Genomic DNA, 20,297 nt, shown 5'->3' on the forward strand with positions numbered 1-20,297 from the left:
GTTCTCGCTCATCCTCCCGCGAACGGCGGCAGGACCTCGACGGTGCCGCCCTCGGCCAGCCGTACCGCCGCGTGGTCGCGGCTGCCGACCGGATCGCCGTCGACCAGGAACGAACTGCGCGTCAGGACACGGGCGAACTCCGGGTTCGCGGCGTGCCGCTCGCGCGCCGCGGCCAGTGCCTCGGCGAGCGTCGCCGCCGCGTACGGCTCCTCGGCGGTGCCGGCGGCGGCCTTCGCCGCGGCCCAGTAACGCACGGTGCCAGTTGTTGTCACGGCGGCCTCTTCATCGTGAATCGTCGTGAGTCGTCAGGTGCCTCCATGATGGCGCACGCGAAGGCCGGCCCCGTTCGGGGCAAGTCGGACACCAGTCCGGACAAGTTCTGGCAAAACCTCCAGGTCCGTTCGAGTGACGTGGAGAAATTCGATTGCCGCGCGAAACGGCTCGCATAGGCTCGAAAGGTGTTGGTCCGATTGGCGCGGGCGCATCTGCGGCCCCATATGCGCCCGATATCCCTGATCGTGCTGCTCCAGCTCGTCCAGACGCTGGCCACCCTCTACCTGCCCACCCTCAACGCCGACATCATCGACAACGGTGTCGTCAAGGGGGACATGGGCTACATCCTGAGCCTCGGCGGCGTCATGACCGCCGTGACCCTGCTGCAGATCGTCTGCTCGATAGGCGCCGTCTACTTCGGAGCCCGCACGGCCATGGCACTGGGCCGTGACATCCGGGCGGCCGTCTTCGACCGGGTGCAGTCCTTCTCCGCCCGCGAGGTGGGCAGGTTCGGCGCGCCGTCCCTGATCACCCGCACCACCAACGACGTACAGCAGGTCCAGATGCTGGTCCTGATGACGTTCACGATGATGGTCGCGGCGCCCATCATGTGCGTCGGCGGCGTCGTGATGGCCCTGAACCAGGACGTGCCGCTGTCCGGCCTGATCCTGGTCATCGTGCCGGTCCTGGCGGTCCTCGTGTCGCTGGTCGTCCGGCGCATGCGCCCGCTGTTCCGCGGGGTGCAGGAGCGCATCGACACCGTCAACCGGGTGCTGCGCGAGCAGATCACCGGCATACGGGTCATCCGTGCCTTCGTCAGGGACGGGTACGAGCGCGAGCGCTTCGCCGGCGCCAACCGCGACCTGTATGACGTGTCGCTGCGCGCCGGCCGGCTGATGTCGCTGATGTTCCCGCTGGTCATGCTGGTGGTGAACGTCTCCAGCGTGGCCGTCGTGTGGTTCGGCGGGTACCGTATCGACAGCGGCGGCATGCAGATCGGCGCGCTGACGGCCTTCCTCAGCTATCTGATGTACATCCTCATGTCGATCATGATGGCGACGTTCATGGTGATGATGCTGCCGCGCGCCGAGGTCTGCGCCGAGCGCATCCAGGAGGTGCTGGCCACCGACACGAGCGTCGTCCCGCCGAAGGTGCCGGTCACCGAGCTGCGCCGGCGCGGCGAACTGGAACTGCGGAGTGTGGAGTTCCGCTTCCCGGGCGCCGAGGAGCCGGTCCTCAAGGACATCTCGCTGACCGCGCGCCCCGGCGAGACCACCGCCGTCATCGGCTCGACGGGCAGCGGCAAGTCCACCCTCCTCGGCCTGGTGCCGCGGCTGTTCGACGCCACGGGCGGCGCGGTGCTGGTGGACGGCGTGGACGTGCGCACCCTCGCCCCCGAGACGCTGGCCACGGCCATCGGCCTGGTACCCCAGAAGCCGTACCTCTTCTCCGGGACCGTGGCCACCAACCTGCGCTACGGCAACCCCGACGCGACCGACGAGGAACTGTGGCACGCGCTGGAGACCGCGCAGGCCCGCGACTTCGTCGAGCGGATGGAAGGCGGCCTGGACGCGCCGATCGCCCAGGGCGGCGGCAACGTCTCCGGCGGGCAGCGGCAGCGCCTGGCCATCGCGCGGGCCCTGGTGCGCAAGCCCGAGATCTACCTCTTCGACGACTCCTTCTCCGCCCTGGACTACGCCACGGACGCCGCGCTGCGGGCCGCGCTGGCCCGGGAGACGGACCGGGCCACGGTCGTGATCGTCGCCCAGCGCGTCTCCACCATCCGCGGCGCCGACCGGATCGTCGTCCTGGACGAGGGCCGGGTGGTCGGCACCGGCACGCACGCCGAACTGATGGCGGACAACGAGACCTACCGGGAGATCGTGCTCTCCCAGCTCACCGAGCAGGAGGCGGCGTGAGTAGCCAACAGGCCCCGCAGCGGCGCGGGCCTGCGCCGGCCGCCGGGCCCGCGCGCATGATGGGCGGCCAGCCCACCGAGAAGGTCATGAACTTCAAGGGGTCGAGTCTGCGGCTGCTGCGGCAGATGAAGCCCGACCGTGCGGTCATGTGGGTGGCGCTGACGCTCGGCGTGCTGAGCGTCGCGCTGTCCGTACTGGCCCCGAAGGTCCTCGGCCACGCCACCGACCTGATCATGGCGGGCATCGTCGGCAGACAGCTGCCCGGCGGCATCAGCAAGGCGGAGGCCGTCGCGCACCTGCGCGCGCAGGGCGAGAACGGGCTGGCCGACATGCTCGGCACGATGCCGGTCGTGCCGGGCCAGGGCATCGACTTCGACGCCGTCGGCGTGGTCCTGCTGTGGGTCTTCCTGATCTACGTGGGCGCCTCCCTCTTCGGTTTCGTGCAGGCCAGGATCGCCACCCGCGTCGTCCAGCGGACCGTCTTCCGGATGCGCGAACAGGTGGAGGAGAAGCTCGCGCGGCTGCCGCTGCGCTACTTCGACAAGCAGCCGCGCGGCGAGGTCCTCTCCCGCGCCACCAACGACATCGACAACATCGCCCAGACGCTCCAGCAGACCCTGAGCCAGATCGTGGCCTCGCTGCTGACCATCGTCGGCGTGCTGGCGATGATGTTCTGGATCTCGCCGCTGCTGGCCCTGGTCGCGCTGATCACGGTGCCGGTCTCGGTCGTCGTCGCGACCAAGGTCGGCAAGCGGGCGCAGCCCCAGTTCGTCCAGCAGTGGAAGACCACCGGCAAGCTCAACGCGCACATCGAGGAGATGTACACCGGCCACTCCCTGGTCAAGGTCTTCGGCCGCCAGAAGGAGTCCGCCGAGCTGTTCCGCAAGCAGAACGACGCGCTGTACGAGGCGGGCTTCAAGGCCCAGTTCATCTCCGGGATCATCCAGCCCGCGATGATGTTCATCGGCAACCTGAACTATGTGCTGGTGGCGGTGGTCGGCGGCCTGCGCGTCGCGTCCGGCGCGCTGTCCATCGGCGACGTGCAGGCGTTCATCCAGTACTCCCGCCAGTTCAGCCAGCCGCTGACCCAGGTCGCCTCGATGGCCAACCTGGTGCAGTCCGGCGTCGCCTCGGCGGAGCGCGTCTTCGAACTGCTGGACGCCGACGAGCAGGAGCCGGACGGCGCCAGGCCGCAGCGCCCCGAGCACGTCAGCGGCCACGTCGTCTTCGAGGACGTCGCCTTCCGCTACGAGGACGACAAGCCGCTCATCGACGACCTGTCGCTGGCCGTCCACCCGGGCCAGACGGTCGCGATCGTCGGCCCGACGGGCGCCGGCAAGACCACCCTGGTCAACCTGCTGATGCGCTTCTACGAGGTGCGCGGCGGCCGGATCACCCTGGACGGCGTGGACATCAAGGCGATGAGCCGCGAGGAGCTGCGCTCCAACATCGGCATGGTCCTCCAGGACACCTGGCTCTTCGGCGGCACCATAGCCGAGAACATCGCGTACGGCGCCCCCGAGGGCACCTCGATGGACAAGATCATCGAGGCGGCGAAGGCCACCCACGTGGACCGCTTCGTACGCACCCTCCCCGACGGGTACGACACCGTCATCGACGACGAGGGCGCCAACGTCTCGGTGGGCGAGAAGCAGCTGATCACCATCGCCAGGGCCTTCCTCGCCGAGCCGGCGATCCTGGTCCTGGACGAGGCCACCAGCTCGGTCGACACCCGTACCGAGGTGCTCATCCAGCACGCCATGGCCCAGCTGCGCACCGGCCGCACCAGCTTCGTGATCGCGCACCGGCTGTCCACCATCCGCGACGCGGACCTGATCCTGGTCATGGAGTCCGGCGCCATCGTGGAGCAGGGCACGCACGACGCGCTGCTGGCGGCGGACGGCGCCTACGCGAGGCTGTACGCGGCCCAGTTCGCGGAGCCTGTGGCGGAGGCGGAGTGACCGGGGGCCGGTAGGAGTCCGGTTCCCGGGCGGCGGCCCGCACCCACCCGGGTGCGGGCCGCTCTCATGCCCGCTCCGCCAGCCAGTCACCGATGCGGGTGAGCAGAGCCTCGGGGGCCGCGTTCTCCGCGTGGCCGAAGCCGCGCTCCAGCCACAGATCGCTGGTGTCCGGGTCGGCGGCGGCAGCGAGCATCCGCGGATGGTCCAGCGGGAAGTACGGGTCGCGGTCGCCGTGCACGAGGAGCAGCGGGGTGGGAGCGATGCGCGGGACGGCGGCGACGGGGGACAGCGGTACGGGGTCCCAGTCCTCGGGGTGGATGCGGGTCTTGAGCCCCAGCCGGGACACCAGGCGTCCCGTGGGGCGCGTCACCACCCAGTGCAGCCTGCGCATCGAGGCCGTACCCCGGTAGAACCACCGCGCGGGAGCACTCACCGACACCACCATGTCGGTACGCGCATCCGTGCGCCCCCCGCGCGCCCCTCCGAACAGCGCAGCGTGCCGCAGCACGACCGAGCCGCCCATGGAGAATCCGACGGTCGCGACCCTGCGGTGGCCCAGCGCCCGCGCCCAGCCGACCGCCGCGGCCAGGTCCAGCACCTCGCGGTCGCCGACCGTGGACCGCCCGCCGGACCTGCCGTGCCCCCGGAACGAGAACGTGATCACGGCCGCACGCTGGGCGAACACCCCGGCGGCCCGGCGCAGCGCGGGCCGTTCCAGGGCACCGGTGAAGCCGTGCGCGAGGACGATGGCCAGGTCGCCCGAGGGGGCGCGCGGAGGTGTGTACGCGGCGTCGATGCGGACCCCGTCCTCCGTCAACAAGGACGTGCGCCGGCCACTCGTTGTGATCGACGGAACACAAGATCGCGCAAAATCGGCCTCGGGTCCGGAAGTCATGTGGGCTATTCTGCTGGGCAAGAAGGATCCGGGCAGCGTTGCCCCCGGGTCCTTTTGTGCTTTGGACCGCGTTCACGCGCGGATGAGCACACCGGCGCTCCACAGGGCCCCTCGGTGGCCACGGATCCGCCCCCGTACGAAGCAGTGCCGCAATGCGTCCTCGCAGGGACCGAGGAGGAACCGACGTAATGGGCGAGCGAAGCGTGCAGGACACAAAGGGCAGCAAACGGCTGGCCGGGACCCGGGCGGGTGGTCGGCGATGAGCTCGCTGCTGCTCCTGACCAACGCACTCCAGCCCTCGACGGAGGTGCTTCCGGCGCTCGGCCTGCTGCTGCACAGCGTCCGGGTCGCCCCCGCCGAGGGGCCGGCCCTGGTGGACACCCCCGGGGCCGACGTCATACTGATCGACGGGCGGCGCGACCTGCCGCACGTACGGTCGCTGTGCCAGCTGCTGCGGTCCACCGGGCCCGGCTGTCCCCTCGTCCTGGTGGTGACCGAGGGCGGCCTGGCCGCCGTCACGGCGGACTGGGGCATCGACGACGTCCTGCTGGACACCGCGGGCCCGGCCGAGGTCGAGGCCCGGCTGCGGCTGGCCATGGGCCGCCAGCAGATCGGCGTCGACGACAGCCCGATGGAGATCCGCAACGGCGATCTGTCGGTGGACGAGGCGACCTACAGCGCCAAGCTCAAGGGCCGGGTCCTGGACCTGACCTTCAAGGAGTTCGAGCTGCTCAAGTACCTGGCGCAGCACCCGGGCCGGGTCTTCACCCGCGCCCAGCTGCTGCAAGAGGTCTGGGGTTACGACTACTTCGGCGGTACGCGCACGGTCGACGTACACGTGCGGCGGCTTCGCGCGAAGCTGGGCCCCGAGCACGAGTCGCTGATCGGCACCGTACGCAACGTCGGCTACCGCTTCGTCACGCCGGAGAAGCCGGAGAAGTCCGAGCGCGCCGCGGAGGGCAAGGAAGCGCCGGGCAAGAGCGGCGGGCGGGCCGGGAGCGGCGACGGTACGGAGGACGGCGCGGGCCCCGGCGCACGCCGGGACGCGCCCTCGCGCGCCGGTACCGGGATGGAAGCCGCCGTGGCTCGGCCTGCCAAGAGGTAGAACCACCCGCGTAGACTGCCGCGCGTGGCCAAGGTGACGCGGGATGATGTGGCAAAACTGGCGGGTACCTCGACCGCCGTGGTGAGTTACGTCATCAACAACGGACCGAGGCCGGTCGCCCCGGCCACGCGCGAGCGGGTACTCGCCGCGATCAAGGAGCTGGGGTACCGCCCGGACCGGGTCGCGCAGGCGATGGCGTCCCGGCGCACGGACCTCATAGGCTTGATCGTGCCGGACACCCGGCAGCCGTTCTTCGCCGAGATGGCACACGCCGTCGAGCAGGCTGCCGCCGAGCGCGGAAAGATGGTCCTGGTCGGCAACGCCGACTACCTCGACGAGCGCGAAGTCCACTACCTGCGGGCTTTCTTGGGCATGCGGGTGGCCGGGCTGATCCTGATCAGCCAGGGGCCCAGCGAGCACGCCGCCGCGGAGATCGACGCCTGGGACGCCCGGGTCGTCCTGCTGCACCGGCGCCCCGACGCGATCGACGACGTGGCCGTGATGACGGACGACGTCGGCGGCGCGCAGCTGGCGACCCGGCACCTGCTGGAGCACGGCCACCCGTACGTCGCCTTCCTCGGCGGTACGGAGGAGACGCCGAAGTCCGGCGACCCGGTCACCGACCACCTGGAGGGCTGGCGGCGGGCCATGGAAGAGTCCGGCAAATCCCTCGAAGGGCGTTATTTCCAGGCGCCGTACAACCGTTACGACGCCTACAAGGTCGCCCTGGACCTGCTCGCCGGGCCCGACCGGCCGCCGGCCATCATGTGCGCGACCGACGACCAGGCGATCGGCGTCCTGCGGGCCGCCCGCGAGCTGCGCATCGACGTACCGGGCGAACTGGCCGTGGCCGGTTTCGACGACGTCAAGGAAGCGGCGCTGACCGACCCGCCGCTGACCACGGTCGCCTCCGACCGCGAGGCCATGGCGCGGGCCGCGGTCGACCTGGTGCTGGACGACGGCCTGCGGGTGGTCGGGTCGCGGCGCGAGCGGCTGCGGCTGTTCCCGGCGCGGCTGGTGGTCCGGGGGTCGTGCGGCTGCGGCCCGGCCTCCGTCGGCCCGGTCGCCGGCCCCACCCGCCAGACCCGTACCTGATCTTCCTTACACCGGGCATACCTACTTCTGTCGGGCCTCTCAGGGCGTTCTCAGACGGTTCTCATGGTGGGCTCGCACAGTCGGGTACATGACCGAAAGCTACCGCCGAAGCGGCGACGAAACACCTCAGAACCAGGGTTACGTCCAGGGGCAGCAGGCGCAGTCCGGGACGAGTGGCGCGGGCTACCCGCCGCCTCCGCCGCACCCGCCGCACGGCGCGCAGCAGCCGGCAGCCGGCCCCACAGGCCCCGGCACCGCGGGCTTCGGCGGCTCCGACGGCACCGACGGCACCGACGGCACCGGCAGCCCCGAGAGCGCCGGCGGGCCCGCGCCCCGGCGCCGGGCCCGCCGCCCCGTCGCGCTCCTCGCGGCCGTGGCCCTCGCCTCCGGCCTCATCGGCGGCGGCAGCGCCGCGCTCATCGCCGGCGCCACCGACCAGCCGCAGGCCAACACCACCACACCGGTCGTGAACGCGGGCGCCGCCAAGGGCGGCAGCGTCGCCGCGGTGGCCAAGGCCGTCAGCCCCGCCATAGTCGAGATCTCGGCGCAGACGACGAGCGGCAAATCCACCGGCTCCGGCGTGGTCATCACCCCCGACGGCGAGATCATCACCAACAACCACGTGGTGGCCGGCGCGTCCTCGGTGGACGTCACCTTCAGCGACGGCACCAAGAAGAAAGCCGACGTCGTGGGCACCGACCCGGACAAGGACCTGGCGCTGCTCAAGGTCAGGGGCGCCAAGAACCTGCCCACCGCCTCGCTCGGCAACTCCGACAAGCTCGCGGTCGGCGACGAGGTCGTCGCCATCGGCTCTCCCGAAGGGCTCACCGGCTCCGTCACCAGCGGCATCGTCTCCGCCCTCAAGCGCAGCGTGACGGTTCCCAAGGACGACGGCAAGGAGCGGCAGCGGGACCCGCGGGGCGGGCCGCAGTGGCCGTTCGAGTTCGGCGGGGAGCAGTACAACGGCGACACCGGCCAGTCGAAGACCACGTACAAGGCCATCCAGACCGACGCGGCGCTCAACCCCGGCAACTCCGGCGGCGCGCTGATCGACATGAACGGCCAGGTCGTCGGCATCAACTCCGCGATGTACTCGCCGAGTACCGGTCAGGGCAGCAGCTCGGCCGGGAGCGTCGGCCTCGGCTTCGCCATCCCGATCAACACCGTCAAGGCCGACCTCGCCAACCTGCGGGCCGGCGGCAGCAGCAACACCTGAGACGAACGCCCAGCCCGGACACCCAGCCCGGACGCTCATCTCGGACACCCGGCTCGGACGCCCGGCTCGAAGGGCCCCGCACCCGAGGCACGCCTGAGTGGCCGCCGCCTCGGAGCCCCACGCTCGGAGCCCCACGCTCAACAACCGCACAATCCGCCGAAGCCCCTTTCCCGATTCCCCCGATTCCCCCGGTTCCCCCCTTCCCGGAACCACCACCCCCGCCCACCCCCGCCCACCCCTGCCTCCCCTCCCGCCCGAACCTCACGCCGAGGAGGCCCCCATGGCCAGCAAGATCACCGTCCCGGCCCACCGCGCCCGCCGCGCCCTCGCGGCCGCCGTCGCCTGGAGCGCGGGCGGCGAACGGCGCAGCACGGCAGTCGGTACCGTCGACCACGGTGCCGCCATCCGTACCGGCCCCGCCGACCTGGACCTGGCCCTCGCCCTGGCACGGGCCTGCGCCAAGGTGGAGCACGCCCGCGCCGAACGGCCCACGGAGGTCGCGGCGGCCACCCGCCCCCGCCCCAAGCGGGCCGCCGCGACCGGCCAGGCCCGGCCGCCCAGGTCCCCGGCCACCCGTAGGTGACCGGCGGCGACCGCCCACCCCGGCTCCACGGCGCGCGTGCCGGACACCGCGCGGAGCAGCACCACGACCGTGCCGAGCGGCGTGCCCCGGCCGCGGACGTGCGAGGCTGACGGGCAGGACCGCGGAATCCCCGGCCCGCCACCCCCCTTCACACCCGAGGTAGTCACATCCATGAGCCCCGCCGAGCACGGTGATCAGCCCGCCCGCATCCTGATCGTCGACGACGAGCCGGCCGTACGCGAGGCGCTGCAACGCTCCCTCGCCTTCGAGGGGTACGGAACCGAGCAGGCCGTCGACGGCCTGGACGCGGTCGAGAAGGTCGCCGCCTACGATCCGGAACTGATCGTCCTGGACGTGCTGATGCCCCGCATGGACGGGCTGACGGCCGCCCGGCGGCTGCGGGCGAGCGGCGTGACCGTACCGATCCTGATGCTGACCGCCCGCGACACGGTCGGCGACCGGGTCACCGGGCTGGACGCGGGCGCCGACGACTACCTCGTCAAACCCTTCGAGCTGGACGAACTGCTGGCCCGTATCCGCGCGCTGCTGCGCCGCAGCTCGTACGCGGCGGCAGCCGGCGCGCAGCCGGCCGAGGGTGACGCGCTGACCTTCGCCGACCTGCGGATGGACCTGGCGACGCGGGAGGTGACCCGCGGGGCCCGGCAGGTCGAGCTGACCCGTACCGAGTTCACGCTGCTGGAGATGTTCCTCGCGCACCCGCGCCAGGTGCTCACCCGCGAGCAGATCCTCAAGGCCGTCTGGGGCTTCGACTTCGAGCCGACGTCCAACTCCCTGGACGTATACGTGATGTACCTGCGCCGCAAGACGGAGGCCGGCGGCGAACCGCGGCTCGTGCACACGGTGCGCGGCGTCGGCTACGTCCTGCGGGCCGAGGGCGGCGCGGAATGACCGACGCCCACGCTCCGGGCACCGGTGGCACTACTCCCGACGACGGTACGGCGCCGCGCCCCGGCCTCAAGGAACGCGTCGTGCACCGTTACCGGCAGCTCCCGCTGCGCTCCCGGCTGGCCATGCTCACGGCGGTCGCCGTCGCGATCGCCGTGGCGGCCTCGGCCGCCGCCTGCTGGCTGGTCACCCGGGACCGGCTCACCGAGCAGCTCGACGAGACGCTGAGCCAGCAGGCGAAGGACATCCCCGCCCAGTACGTGGAGGCCCTGCGCACCAAGTGCAACAACTCCCTGCCGGGTGACGCGCGGCTGCAACTGCCCACCCCGTACACGATTCAGATCGTGACGGCCGACGGCATCGTCTGCACCTCGTGGGAGAAGACCCGCATCCCGGCGCAGGAATCGGACCTGGCGGTCGCCAAGGGGCAGATCGAGGAGGCCACCCACACCACCCGGGCCAACGACGGCAAGGAGATGCGGGTCACCACCCGCGCGTACCGGGGGCCGATCACCGACGCGCAGGGCAACCAGGTCGCGATCTCCGTCGCATCGCCCATGGCGCAGGTCACCGACCCCCTCAACCAGCTCGCGCTGATCTTGCTGATCGTCACCGGAATCGGCGTGCTGGGCGCCGCGACCGCGGGCCTGTGGGTCGCCCGCGCCGCCCTCAAGCCCGTGGACCGGCTCACCGAGGCCGTGGAACACGTAGCCCGTACGGAGGACTTGACGATCCGCATCCCCACCGAGGGGGAGGACGAGATCGCCCGCCTCTCACGGTCCTTCAACTCCATGACCGCGGCGCTCGCCTCCTCCCGCGACCTCCAGCAGCAGCTGATCGCCGACGCGGGGCACGAGCTGCGGACGCCGCTGACCTCGCTGCGCACCAACATCGACTTGCTGGTGCGCAGCGAGCAGTCCGGCCGGCAGATCCCGGCCGCCGACAAGGAGGCGCTGCTGACGTCGGTGAAGGCGCAGATGGGGGAGCTGGCGGCGCTCATCGGCGACCTCCAGGAACTGTCCAGGACGCCCGACACGGGACCCGGCGGCCCGGCCGGCGTCCAGGTGGTCCCGCTGCACGAGATCGTGGACTCCGCCCTGCGCAGAGCCCGGCTGCGAGGTCCGTCGCTGGACATCACCGCCGCGCTGGAACCCTGGTACGTACGGGGCGAACCCGCCGCGCTGGAACGCGCCGTGGTCAACCTGCTGGACAACGCGGTCAAGTTCAGCCCGGAGGACGGTGCGGTCGAGGTCGCCCTGAGCAAGGGCGAACTGCGGGTACGCGATCACGGCCCTGGCATCCCCGAGGAGGACCTCCCGCACGTCTTCGAACGCTTCTGGCGGTCGCCGTCCGCACGCAGCCTGCCGGGCAGCGGGCTCGGGCTGTCGATCGTGGCGCGTACGGCGTACCAGGCGGGCGGCACCGTGGAGCTGCGCGCCGCGGCGGGCGGCGGCGCGGAGGCCGTGCTGAGCCTGCCGGGGGCGGCCGTACCGCCGCCCGAGCTGCCGGTGGGCTAACGGCCGCCTTAGGGGCCCTCGGGGGCCCCTAATACCGGGGCTAAACCGGGGCCCTACTTCCCCTTCGCGGTGCTGCCGATCGGCAGCTGGGTCCCCGAAAGCTCCGCCCGTATCCCGTCCTCCTTGACGGAGATGTGCCGCAGCCGTACGTCACCGGGCGTCTTCGGCAGCCGGAAGGACAGCGACAGCTGGTCGGCCAGCTGCGGCTTGGTCAGCCCGGTCAACGCGCCCAGGATGTTCGGGTCGATGCCGACCTTCTGGAGCAGCCACGGGTGGTCCGCCACCACATCGACGAGATTGACCTTCATCAGCTGCTCGATGAAGCGCGGCGCCCCGGTCAGCTCGTGCAGCTTCTTCTCGTTGCGCAGGGCTTCGTCGATGGTCTGCTGCGGGATGCCGATGCGCTCCGCGATGGCCGGCACGCTCAGCAGCGACTTCACCTTGGCGGCCTGCCGGCTCACCTCGGCCGCGGCCTTGCGGGTCAGCCGCAGGCCCTCTTCCGCGCCGGTTCCCGGGCGGTAGACGGCCACGTCCGCGATGTCCAGGCGCATCTTGCTGATGTCGGTGGAGATCCCGCGGTCGCCGGCCTGCCGGATGTGCGCCTCGGCCTGTACGCGCAGCTCGTGCCCGGCGATGGGCAGCCGGCCCACGGCCTGCACCGAGTCGGGGCCCAGCTCGCTGAACTTGACCTGCGAGGCGCCCAGTTCCCGGTTCATGTCGTCGAACGACAGCAGTACGGTGCCCCGCATCGAGCCGACCGTGGCGCCCTTGATGGAGTCGGGCAGGTCGCCGTCGAGCCGGATGTCCTTCGCGCTCGCCTCGACCTTGGCCAGCGAGACCCGGTCGGCCGCCAGGTCCGGAACGGTGACGTCCACCTGTTCCAGCCGCTTGCCGAGCACCTGCGTCAGGAAGGGGAAACCCTTGATGTCGACTTCCGGGTTGGCGTTCAGGTGCAGCGATTCCTTGAGCTTCTCCTCGGCCTTGTTCTGCGCGTACAGCACCGCGAACCGGTCGGACAGCGCCAGGAACGCCACCAGGACCACCACCGCGACCAGCAGCTTCACCGTCTTCGACACCGCCGCGAACCGGCTGATCCCGCGCTTGCGGCGGCGGTGGTCGGGCGGCGTCCAGGCGCCGTCGGCGTCGTCCTCGTCGGAGCGCAGTCCCAGGCCCAGCGGGTCGTCGCTGTCGTCGCGCTCGTTGAGGTACGTACGCCGGGTCAGCGGGGCCGAGCCGGTCGGGGTGTCCGCTCCGGGCTCCGGTTCGGGGTCGGCCAGCGCGGCCAGGTCCGCGTACGGGTTGATCTTCTCGAACCGCCGGGTATCGGGCCCGTCGCCGCCACGGCTTTCGCTGTTCCCGCCGTTGCCGCCGATGCCGCTGTTGCCGCCGTTGCCGCTGTTTCCGTCGATGCCGCCGATGCCGCCCATATCGCCCGTGCTGCCCTGTTCGTCATGTGCGGCTGCGGTGGAGGATCGCCGATCCGCTGCTGCTGGTGGTGCTGGTGCTGCTGGTGTCCGAGTTCCTGGTGGGGGGACGGATTTCGAGGGTGAGGGTATGCGTGTGGGGAGGCGCATCAGGACATCCCACCATGCTTACGACCCTCGAACGCAAGTCCTACCGGCGGTAAGTGAGGTATACGCGGGCTTGTCCCGCCCGCCCGGAACCACTCGCCCCCTCTCGCTCCCCGCCCGGCCCGCGCTTGGGAATTCCCTACGCCCCCAGGCGTTGACCAAGACCAACCAACCTACGACGTACTGAGAGGCGCAGCGATGATCGTAGTAACCGGAGCCACCGGCAACATCGGCCGCGGCCTGGTCGGGCAACTGCTCGCGGAAGGCGCCCCGGTACGCGCGCTGACCCGCGACCCCGACCGCGCCGCGCTGCCGGCCGGCGCCGAGGTGATACGCGCCGACCTGACCGACCCGGCCTCACTGGAGCCGGCGCTGCGCGGTGCCGACGCGCTCTTCCTCAACCTGGCGGCGGGCGGAGGCGGCGCGGCCGCCTCCGTCGTCGAGGCCGCGGTGAAGGCCGGGATACGTCGGATCGTCCTCAACTCCTCGATAGCCGTCACCGACGACCCGGAGGGCGACGACAACTTCCTCGCCCGCATGCACGGCGCCGTGGAGAGCGCGGTACGCGCCTCCGGCCTGGAGTGGACCTTCGTGCGGGGCGGCGCGTACGCCGCCAACGCGCTCCAGTGGGCCCAGGAGATCCGGGAGACCGGTGTGGTCCGCGACCCGCACCCGGGGGCCACCACGTCCGCCGTCCATGAGGACGACCTCGCCGCCGTCGCCACCGTGGCCCTCCTGGACGGCACCGGCGCGCACACCGGCAAGGCGTACGTGGTCACCGGCCCGGAGTCCCTCACGAGGGAGGAGCAGGTCGCCGTCATCGGCCGGGTCATCGGCCGCCCGACGCGCGTGGAGGCCATATCCGAGGAGCAGGCGGCCGAAGAGCGCGCGACGCCGTCCCTCCCGAAGGAGACCCTGCTCGAACTCTTCCGCCTCTTCGCCACCACCGTCGGCACGGCGGCCCCCGTCACGGACACCGTCCGGAGCATCACCGGCCACCCGGCCCGCACCTTCGAACAGTGGGTCCAGGACCACGCCGCGGACTTCCGCTGACCCGCCCGGCGGCAACACCCCGCTCGAACGCGACGGCCACCGGCACCAGCACCACCGCCCCCGCGAAGAAGTACGTATTAATGGCCATACCGGCCCAAAAAGCACCCGACCCGATATCGGCCAACTCCGCCGCCTGACCGAGCAAGCCGCGCGGAGTGAGCCCGGTCGCCGTCGTCACGTTCTCGACGAGGCCGGGCACACCCCGTACGACGAGCAGCCCCACCCCAAACCACAAGGGCAGCCGAACCACCCACACCGGAAACCACCCACCCCACGGCCGCACCGTCGCCAAAACGACCACGGCCCCCACGGCCGACACCCCAGTGATCACCCCGTCATAAACAAGAAACACCCACACAGGAGCCCCTACCCCTTCCCCCATGGCCCGCCGATAATCCACCCCCATCCACAGGTGCCACACAAAACTGACCACCAACCACCCGAACGCCGCCCAGACCCAGACCTTTTGAGATCGCATGCCCCGAAGCTACGAGCGCCCCCACACCACCGACATCCCCCCGCAGTAGCACCCACCTCCCCCGCCCGGGGGAAGCCCCCACGCCTCACGCCGCGACGCCAAACGCCTCCCACCCCGTCACAAGCTCGAACCAGAGCAACTTGCCCTCCACCCCGAACAGCTCCGCCCCGATCGGGTACCCACCCCAGTTGGCCGCACAGAGCCGAACGAGCAGCAGCCCGCGCCCGCTCTCCGCGTCCCACGCGGCACCGAGCCCGTCGAACAGATCGACAGGCCGGTCGAAGGGCGGCGGGATGGTAAGGCCGGTATCCCACACACTGACGCGAAGCCGGTCACCACACACGTGCCGCACCCGCAGGGAGGACGGCCCATCGGTGTGCAGATAGGAGTTCGTGACCAGCTCACTGGTCAACAGCTCGGCCGTCTCACCGAGTTCCCCGAACCCGTGATGATCGAGCGCGGCACGCAACATGGCCCGCGCGATACGGGGAGCTCCGGGTGAACGGGGCAGTTGCAGGGTGTACGCCCAGTGTTGGGGCGAAGATACGGTGGGCATGGCAGTCTCCCGTCAGGAGAAGATGGTGGTGACGTGGTTCACACGCTAGTGTCGGCGGTGGCCTATATTCCGCCGTGTTGGCGAAATGAAGGCCAATTTCCCCTGTGTGGGTGACTCGCGTTGCGGAAAGGGGAGCCGGTGCCGTCAAGTACTGCGCCGACGCTGCGGCAGCGGCGTCTCGGGGCCGAACTGCGCAAGCTGCGGGAGAGGTCCGGGTTGTCCACAACGGCAGCCGCCGCGATGCTCGGCGTCAACCAGTCACGCATCAGCAACATCGAGTCGGGCAGGTACGCCGTGGGGCCCGAGCGCGTGCGCGTCATGGCCCACAACTACGCGTGTACGGACGAGTGCCTCATCGCCTCGATGGCCGCCATGACGGGAGGCCGTACTCGTGGTTGGTGGGAGGAGTACCGCGACCTGTTGCCCGTTAGCCTGCTGGATTTGGCGGAACTCGAACATCACGCCATGGGGTTGCGGGTGGCTTCCGTCGTCCACATGCCCGGCCTTCTCCAGACCACGGCTCATGCCCGCGCGATCTTCAGCGAGGTCGTACCGAAACTGGCGGCGTACGAGGTCGAACACCGCGTTTCACACCGGATCAAGCGACAGGCCATTCTTTACGGCGACCGGCCCACGCCGGTGACGGTGATTCTGCACGAGGCGGCCCTGCGTATGGCGTTCGGGGGCCGGGACACAGCTCGCGCGCAGCTGGAGCACCTGAATGAGATGGGGGCGAGTGGCCACGTCACCATCGTGGTCATCCCGTTCGGAGGGGGGTCGTTCCCTGGCTCGGGCCAGCCCATCGTGTACGTATCCGCTTCGGTACCGCAGCTCGACACGGTCCAGCTAGACGCGGACCACGGGCAGGAGTTCCTGGACGCAGCGGCCCAGTTGGACAAGTACCGGTCGGTGCTCGACCGAATGGAAGGGTGCGCCCTCACACCGGACAAGTCCAGGGACTTGATCCACGGCGTCGCCCGCGAACTGTGAGAGGGGCTCATGGAAAAGGGCGTCTGGCAGAAGTCGTCGTTCAGCGGTGAGGGGGCGAACTGCCTGTTCGTGGCTGCGGACGAGCGCAGCGGTGGCGTCAGCCTGGTGGAGAGTGAGGCGCCGGACACGGTTCTCAGGGCCACGCCTCAGGGGCTGCGGCACCTCATATGCCAGGTGAAGACGGGACGCTTCGGCGTTAGCGCGGAATGCGTCCGGGTCATGTAGTGCAACTGCGACGGCGTCGAGGATTTCCTGCGCACCATACGACGCCCCGCGGATGAAGTTCGGCGGCCCCGCGACTGCCCGGTCACAGCTGGAGTACCTACTGGCGATGAGCGAACGGGACCACATCACGGTCCTGGTCATCCCCTTCGATGCAGGGGCGTTTCCCGGATCGGGGCAGTCGGTCTGCTACGCACACGGGCCGGTGCCGCATCTGGACACCGTGCAACTCGACCAGTCGCACGGTTCCGTCATGCTGGACGCCGAAGCCCAGCTGGCCAAGTACCGCGGGCTCTTGGAGCGTATGGAGGCTGTGGCTCTCAAGGTGTCGGAGTCACGGGACTTCATCCGGGCAGTGGCACGCAGCTTGTGAAAGGCGGAGGACATGTCTCGGTTGAACTGGACGCGCTCGTCGTATTGCAGCGAGGGGAACGCCTGCCTGTACGTCGCGTCGAAGGAGCACGACGACGTCGTCTTGCTGACGGAGAGCGCCGTGCCCGGCGCCGTCCTCAGGGCCACGCCCCGAGGGCTGCGTCGTCTCATATGCCAGGTGAAGGCGGGACGCCTCGACTCGCGGGGGTAGGGGCGGGCCCGAGGTACGAGGGCGTTGTCAGTGGTGGGTGTCAGACTCGGCGGCATGACAGAAACCGTGAAGGGCCCGGCCAGTTACTTCCCGTCGATCGAGAAGAAGTACGGGCGGCCGATAGCCGAATGGCAGAGGCTCGTTCGGGCTTCGCCGTTGAGCAAGCACATGGAGCTGGTCGGCTGGCTCAAGGCCGAGCATGGGATGGGGCACGGGCATGCCAACGCGTTGGTGGCGCACACGCTCGCGGAGGACAAAGGGGGCAAGGTGAAGTAGCGCCGAGGCGCCGCGCGTCAGAACGTGCGGTCGGCTACGCGTACGCGGTGGGTGCGGTTGAGGGCCGTGCGGAGGCCCTCGGCCGGTACGGGCACGGCGGGGGATTCGGGCAGGCGGGCGTGCGGCAGGTCGGGGTCGGCGGCGTACAGCCGGGTGTACGCGGCGGATTCCGGCTCGAACCGCCAGCTCTCGGTCAGTGGGCCGGCATCGACCGTGTCGAACCCGAGTCGGTCGATCAGGCCCGCCGCCAGCCTTTTCGCGTGCGCGTCGTCACCGGCAAGGGGTAGCGCGGAGCGGTCGGGCGCACCGGTGGGCAGGGCGAGTTGGGGGATGTGGTGGGCCAGGATGTTGTTGAACGCCTTGACCAGGTGCGCTCCGGGCAGGTGCTGCTGGACGAGTTCGCTGGTGGTCAGTTCTTCGGAGTCGAGGGGGGCGATCCGGCCGTCCCGCTGCGGGTAGTAGTTGCTGGTGTCCAGCACGGTGCGCCCCCGTAGGGCGGCAGCGGGCAGGGTGGGGACGGCGGTCAGCGGTACGGACGTGACGATCAGGTCGCCGGCTTGGGCGGCCTCCTCGACGGTGCCTGCCGCGGATAGCGGCCCCAACTCGAAGGTGAGTCGGCTAAGGCTCTCCGGGCCGCGGGAGTTGGCCACCAGGACCGGGATGCCGGCCGCCACCGCCAGCCGGGCGACCGTCGCGCCGATGTTTCCGCTCCCGATGATTCCCAGAGTCGGCATTGCCCCTCAATCCCACTGCTGTCGCGGCTGGTCGGCGGTCCGGCCGGCCGAGCTGGTCGGGCACGAGGGTGCGCGCTCGCGCGCCCGGCGGGACTGCTGCCACCTTAGCCCATGTTCACCCTAGGGTGAACATGCGTGGCGGTGTGGGGAACTCTCCGAGGATCGCGGTCATGGTCTCCGCCAGGCGGACGATCTCCTCGTACGGCCGCCGCTCCCCGATCCAGCCGATCATGTGGTGCCCGTGCAGGCGCCACCCCGCTTTGGCTTCCGCCGTCATCCGGACGACCTTGTCGGTGACGGCCGCTTCGGCGAAGGCCGGGTCGACGGAGCACTGGCTCATGCGGGGCCTGCGGCCGGACGGCAGGTAAATGGGCTTTCCGGCGCCTGGCGGGAGGGGGTCCGCACGAAGCCGGTATACGAGTTTTCCGACGGAAACGGAGGTGTCCGGGAGGGCCGCGGGCAGCGTCAGCACGGCCACCGAGTACATGTTGACGGCGGTGCCGTATCGCCCGCCCTTCCGCACTCCGGCCAAGTGGAAGAGCGTCACGGGATATCCCCGGACCTGCCCTTCCAGTACGTTCCGGGCGTGATTGCGGTATGTGCCGAAGGGGTGGCCGGGAACGCCGAACTGGTTCACCCATTCAGGAGGGGCATTTTTCCGGTAGTGGTGCCACGCGGAATCCTCACGGTAGGTGCGAATGCTCTTCTTTACCCGCCACCACATGTTTACGCTCCGCCCTCAGCCGCCATACGCACCGCCCGGGTCGGTCAATGCGGAATGCGGTGCGTCAAACGGGCTCTGCTGGTGTTCTGCGGTCGCGTCGGTCTCGTTGGCATTGGCGTCTCCGTAGACCACGCCATTGGCCGCGGCCTGCCGCCCCGGGCCGAAAACCGGACCGGTGTCGGGGTCCCGGTGCTGTCCGCCTCCGCCGTGTTCGTAGCGGCTGGTGCCGCCGTGCACGGCCGCGCCGCCCGCCGCCCCGCCCACGCCACTGGTAATCAGGTCGGGGACCAGGTTGTCGCTCGTCTTGCTCCCCTGGTGGATGTCGACGCCGTCGGCGGCCAGCTGGCCGCCCGCGCTGGAGACCGCGCCCGTGACCGTCTTCCCCCAGAACCCGTCGCCTTCGAAGGCCCTGCCGAGCCCGCCGGACATCCGCCCGCCGATCGCCCGGCCGCCCGCCCCGAGCGCGGTGCCCACGCCGCCTGCCACCGCGGCGTCCTGGAAGTCCTGGCCCCAGGTGATCTCCTGGCCGGTGAACGCCTGGCCCAGTACGTTCCCGGCGAAGTTGCCGGCCACATTCGTGCCGAATTCCACGCCGAGTTTCATGAGCTTGCTGCTTTCCATGAGGCCGCGGATGGTCTCCAGCGCCGACTCGACCTCCTTGAGGAGCTTGGCGAGCCGCGCGACGACCGCGCCGGCCTCGGCGACTTCCGCCGCTGCTGCGCCCGCCGCCACCGCGTCGGAAAAGCCCGCGGTGACGACGGTCAGGCCGATACCCACGGCGGCGGTCATCGCCAGTTCCTCCAGGACGTGCTGGACCTGGGTGTTGGTGTCCTCGATGTGGCCGGCTGCCTGCTCCAGCTCCTTGGCCACCCGTTCGAAGCGGGGCAGCGCCTGGTCGATCTGCTGCTTGGTGTGCGTCCAGTGCGCGCGGAAACCGGTGGCGGCCCGGCCGTCCCAGTCCGCCTCGCCGAGGTCGTCGACCTGCCGGTCGAGGTCGCGTCCCGCCGTCCGCAGATCGTTGGCCATCTCCCGCCACGCGTCGGCGCACTTACGTAACACTTCCGGGTTGCCGCCGGGTTTGAGGATGTTGAAGCTCTTCTCGATTTCCTGCTGCTGCTCGGGCATGCTCATTTCCCCCTGAGCCCGGCAACGTGCTGCGCGTCGGTCTGCTCGTAGCTCGCGGCGCTGTGATCCAGCCCGGCCGCGTAACCGGCCAACTGCTCGCGCAGGTGCTGGAGGCTTTTGACGGTGGCCTGCGTCATCTCCACGTATTTGGTCAGGGCTTCGGTGGATTCGCTGAGGACCCCGAACGCGCCGTCGACATTTACCGCCGCGCTCGCGAATGTGCCGACCTTTCCTGCCAGCCTCCGTTCGACCTGTTTGAAGTCGCGGGACAACTCGCGGAGTTTGTCCGGGTGGACCGTGAAGTGGTTGTGCGCCATGCCTCGCTCCCCGTCGCCGTCGCACTGGTTCCGCCGAACACGCTAACGATGGAGAGGGGTGGTCGGCGGGCCGGGCCCATCAAGGAGCCGATAAGGAGATCCAAAACTGGGAAGGCAAACGGCAACGGGAAAGCAAAGCCGACGGATTTACGGGGCCCCGCACGGCGGCCCGAGGCTGAGACCGCCTAGAAGTCCACG

At 70.4% G+C, this 20,297-nt stretch carries 22 protein-coding genes; 14 read left to right on the plus strand and 8 right to left on the minus strand.

The annotated features are described in order from the left end of the window. Positions 1-8: 8 nt before the first annotated feature. Positions 9-272, minus strand: a complete 264-nt coding sequence (locus tag ACH4OW_RS14430) for a MoaD/ThiS family protein (protein WP_360125610.1) — start codon at positions 270-272, stop codon at positions 9-11. A gap of 186 nt (positions 273-458) precedes the next feature. Between ACH4OW_RS14430 and ACH4OW_RS14435 the strand changes: the two genes are divergently transcribed. Then, a complete protein-coding gene (locus ACH4OW_RS14435) occupies positions 459-2,192 on the plus strand; it encodes an ABC transporter ATP-binding protein (protein WP_398027724.1) in 1,734 nt (577 codons plus the stop codon). A gap of 59 nt (positions 2,193-2,251) precedes the next feature. Then, on the plus strand, positions 2,252-4,153 hold the full coding sequence (locus ACH4OW_RS14440; protein ID WP_398028206.1) for an ABC transporter ATP-binding protein: 1,902 nt from the start codon (positions 2,252-2,254) through the stop codon (positions 4,151-4,153). A gap of 64 nt (positions 4,154-4,217) precedes the next feature. On the opposite strand, the gene ACH4OW_RS14445 is transcribed toward ACH4OW_RS14440, so the two are convergent. Continuing rightward, positions 4,218-5,048 carry an alpha/beta hydrolase gene (locus ACH4OW_RS14445; RefSeq protein WP_398027726.1) on the minus strand — a complete coding sequence of 277 codons (831 nt, stop codon included), beginning with the start codon at positions 5,046-5,048 and terminating at the stop codon, positions 4,218-4,220. Between the two features lie 259 nt (positions 5,049-5,307). Here ACH4OW_RS14445 and ACH4OW_RS14450 point away from each other — a divergent pair, with 259 nt between their 5' ends. From ACH4OW_RS14450 to ACH4OW_RS14475, 6 genes are all read left to right on the plus strand, one after another. Then, positions 5,308-6,153, plus strand: a complete 846-nt coding sequence (locus ACH4OW_RS14450; protein WP_360125613.1) for a response regulator transcription factor — start codon at positions 5,308-5,310, stop codon at positions 6,151-6,153. 24 nt (positions 6,154-6,177) lie between these two features. Further along, positions 6,178-7,248, plus strand: a complete 1,071-nt coding sequence (locus tag ACH4OW_RS14455; protein WP_360125615.1) for a LacI family DNA-binding transcriptional regulator — start codon at positions 6,178-6,180, stop codon at positions 7,246-7,248. An 88-nt stretch (positions 7,249-7,336) separates the two neighbouring features. Next, positions 7,337-8,464: a S1C family serine protease gene (locus ACH4OW_RS14460; RefSeq protein ID WP_398027729.1), complete on the plus strand. Its 1,128-nt coding sequence runs from the start codon at positions 7,337-7,339 to the stop codon at positions 8,462-8,464. A 280-nt stretch (positions 8,465-8,744) separates the two neighbouring features. Beyond that, a complete protein-coding gene (locus ACH4OW_RS14465) occupies positions 8,745-9,047 on the plus strand; it encodes a hypothetical protein (protein WP_360125619.1) in 303 nt (100 codons plus the stop codon). 171 nt (positions 9,048-9,218) lie between these two features. Beyond that, a complete protein-coding gene (locus ACH4OW_RS14470) occupies positions 9,219-9,956 on the plus strand; it encodes a response regulator transcription factor (RefSeq protein WP_360125620.1) in 738 nt (245 codons plus the stop codon). Then, positions 9,953-11,470, plus strand: a complete 1,518-nt coding sequence (locus tag ACH4OW_RS14475; RefSeq protein WP_398027731.1) for a sensor histidine kinase — start codon at positions 9,953-9,955, stop codon at positions 11,468-11,470. Before ACH4OW_RS14470 ends, ACH4OW_RS14475 begins: the two co-directional genes overlap by 4 nt. Positions 11,471-11,523: 53 nt before the next feature. On the opposite strand, the gene ACH4OW_RS14480 is transcribed toward ACH4OW_RS14475, so the two are convergent. Next, positions 11,524-12,897, minus strand: a complete 1,374-nt coding sequence (locus ACH4OW_RS14480) for a DUF2993 domain-containing protein (RefSeq protein WP_398027733.1) — start codon at positions 12,895-12,897, stop codon at positions 11,524-11,526. Between the two features lie 342 nt (positions 12,898-13,239). Between ACH4OW_RS14480 and ACH4OW_RS14485 the strand changes: the two genes are divergently transcribed. Beyond that, positions 13,240-14,094: an SDR family oxidoreductase gene (locus ACH4OW_RS14485; RefSeq protein WP_398027735.1), complete on the plus strand. Its 855-nt coding sequence runs from the start codon at positions 13,240-13,242 to the stop codon at positions 14,092-14,094. 563 nt (positions 14,095-14,657) lie between these two features. Here the strand turns inward: ACH4OW_RS14485 and ACH4OW_RS14490 are convergent. Continuing rightward, entirely contained in the window at positions 14,658-15,128 is a 471-nt protein-coding gene (locus tag ACH4OW_RS14490; protein WP_398027737.1) for an ATP-binding protein, read from the minus strand. A gap of 138 nt (positions 15,129-15,266) precedes the next feature. Between ACH4OW_RS14490 and ACH4OW_RS14495 the strand changes: the two genes are divergently transcribed. From ACH4OW_RS14495 to ACH4OW_RS14515, 5 genes are read left to right on the plus strand one after another with little or no spacing between them, the layout of a single operon-like run. Beyond that, the gene (locus tag ACH4OW_RS14495) at positions 15,267-16,118 is read left to right on the plus strand and encodes a helix-turn-helix domain-containing protein (RefSeq protein ID WP_398027739.1); all 852 of its coding nucleotides are present in this window, start codon (positions 15,267-15,269) and stop codon (positions 16,116-16,118) included. Between the two features lie 9 nt (positions 16,119-16,127). Further along, a complete protein-coding gene (locus ACH4OW_RS14500; protein WP_398027741.1) occupies positions 16,128-16,343 on the plus strand; it encodes a DUF397 domain-containing protein in 216 nt (71 codons plus the stop codon). Between the two features lie 52 nt (positions 16,344-16,395). Further along, positions 16,396-16,713 carry a Scr1 family TA system antitoxin-like transcriptional regulator gene (locus tag ACH4OW_RS14505; RefSeq protein WP_398027743.1) on the plus strand — a complete coding sequence of 106 codons (318 nt, stop codon included), beginning with the start codon at positions 16,396-16,398 and terminating at the stop codon, positions 16,711-16,713. Positions 16,714-16,725: 12 nt separating this feature from the next. Beyond that, the gene (locus ACH4OW_RS14510; RefSeq protein ID WP_398027745.1) at positions 16,726-16,923 is read left to right on the plus strand and encodes a DUF397 domain-containing protein; all 198 of its coding nucleotides are present in this window, start codon (positions 16,726-16,728) and stop codon (positions 16,921-16,923) included. A gap of 54 nt (positions 16,924-16,977) precedes the next feature. Next, positions 16,978-17,199, plus strand: coding sequence for a DUF4287 domain-containing protein (locus tag ACH4OW_RS14515; protein ID WP_360125634.1), 222 nt, complete (start codon positions 16,978-16,980; stop codon positions 17,197-17,199). Positions 17,200-17,216: 17 nt separating this feature from the next. Here the strand turns inward: ACH4OW_RS14515 and ACH4OW_RS14520 are convergent, their stop codons facing one another. The 4 genes from ACH4OW_RS14520 to ACH4OW_RS14535 all read right to left on the minus strand — a co-directional run bounded on the left by ACH4OW_RS14520 (position 17,217) and on the right by ACH4OW_RS14535 (position 20,099). Then, positions 17,217-17,933 carry an NADPH-dependent F420 reductase gene (locus tag ACH4OW_RS14520; protein ID WP_398027747.1) on the minus strand — a complete coding sequence of 239 codons (717 nt, stop codon included), beginning with the start codon at positions 17,931-17,933 and terminating at the stop codon, positions 17,217-17,219. Between the two features lie 115 nt (positions 17,934-18,048). Next, positions 18,049-18,480 (minus strand): hypothetical protein, encoded by a 432-nt coding sequence (locus tag ACH4OW_RS14525; protein WP_398027749.1) that lies wholly within the window; start codon positions 18,478-18,480, stop codon positions 18,049-18,051. A 192-nt stretch (positions 18,481-18,672) separates the two neighbouring features. Continuing rightward, positions 18,673-19,782 carry a WXG100 family type VII secretion target gene (locus ACH4OW_RS14530; protein ID WP_398027751.1) on the minus strand — a complete coding sequence of 370 codons (1,110 nt, stop codon included), beginning with the start codon at positions 19,780-19,782 and terminating at the stop codon, positions 18,673-18,675. A 2-nt stretch (positions 19,783-19,784) separates the two neighbouring features. After that, a complete protein-coding gene (locus ACH4OW_RS14535; protein ID WP_398027753.1) occupies positions 19,785-20,099 on the minus strand; it encodes a WXG100 family type VII secretion target in 315 nt (104 codons plus the stop codon). Positions 20,100-20,297 lie beyond the last annotated feature (198 nt).

Origin of the sequence: Streptomyces sp. NPDC017056 (genome assembly GCF_044332485.1) — a bacterium.
GTDB lineage: Bacteria > Actinomycetota > Actinomycetes > Streptomycetales > Streptomycetaceae > Streptomyces.

Coding starts and splice junctions, on each gene's coding strand:
- ACH4OW_RS14440 (WP_398028206.1), top strand. CDS start 2,252: ATGGGCGGCCAGCCCACCGAGAAGGTCATGAACTTCAAGGGGTCGAGT.
- ACH4OW_RS14445 (WP_398027726.1), bottom strand. CDS start 5,048: ATGACTTCCGGACCCGAGGCCGATTTTGCGCGATCTTGTGTTCCGTCG.
- ACH4OW_RS14450 (WP_360125613.1), top strand. CDS start 5,308: ATGAGCTCGCTGCTGCTCCTGACCAACGCACTCCAGCCCTCGACGGAG.
- ACH4OW_RS14460 (WP_398027729.1), top strand. CDS start 7,337: ATGACCGAAAGCTACCGCCGAAGCGGCGACGAAACACCTCAGAACCAG.
- ACH4OW_RS14465 (WP_360125619.1), top strand. CDS start 8,745: ATGGCCAGCAAGATCACCGTCCCGGCCCACCGCGCCCGCCGCGCCCTC.
- ACH4OW_RS14470 (WP_360125620.1), top strand. CDS start 9,219: ATGAGCCCCGCCGAGCACGGTGATCAGCCCGCCCGCATCCTGATCGTC.
- ACH4OW_RS14475 (WP_398027731.1), top strand. CDS start 9,953: ATGACCGACGCCCACGCTCCGGGCACCGGTGGCACTACTCCCGACGAC.
- ACH4OW_RS14480 (WP_398027733.1), bottom strand. CDS start 12,897: ATGGGCGGCATCGGCGGCATCGACGGAAACAGCGGCAACGGCGGCAAC.
- ACH4OW_RS14485 (WP_398027735.1), top strand. CDS start 13,240: ATGATCGTAGTAACCGGAGCCACCGGCAACATCGGCCGCGGCCTGGTC.
- ACH4OW_RS14490 (WP_398027737.1), bottom strand. CDS start 15,128: ATGCCCACCGTATCTTCGCCCCAACACTGGGCGTACACCCTGCAACTG.
- ACH4OW_RS14500 (WP_398027741.1), top strand. CDS start 16,128: ATGGAAAAGGGCGTCTGGCAGAAGTCGTCGTTCAGCGGTGAGGGGGCG.
- ACH4OW_RS14505 (WP_398027743.1), top strand. CDS start 16,396: ATGAAGTTCGGCGGCCCCGCGACTGCCCGGTCACAGCTGGAGTACCTA.
- ACH4OW_RS14510 (WP_398027745.1), top strand. CDS start 16,726: ATGTCTCGGTTGAACTGGACGCGCTCGTCGTATTGCAGCGAGGGGAAC.
- ACH4OW_RS14515 (WP_360125634.1), top strand. CDS start 16,978: ATGACAGAAACCGTGAAGGGCCCGGCCAGTTACTTCCCGTCGATCGAG.
- ACH4OW_RS14520 (WP_398027747.1), bottom strand. CDS start 17,933: ATGCCGACTCTGGGAATCATCGGGAGCGGAAACATCGGCGCGACGGTC.
- ACH4OW_RS14530 (WP_398027751.1), bottom strand. CDS start 19,782: ATGCCCGAGCAGCAGCAGGAAATCGAGAAGAGCTTCAACATCCTCAAA.
- ACH4OW_RS14535 (WP_398027753.1), bottom strand. CDS start 20,099: ATGGCGCACAACCACTTCACGGTCCACCCGGACAAACTCCGCGAGTTG.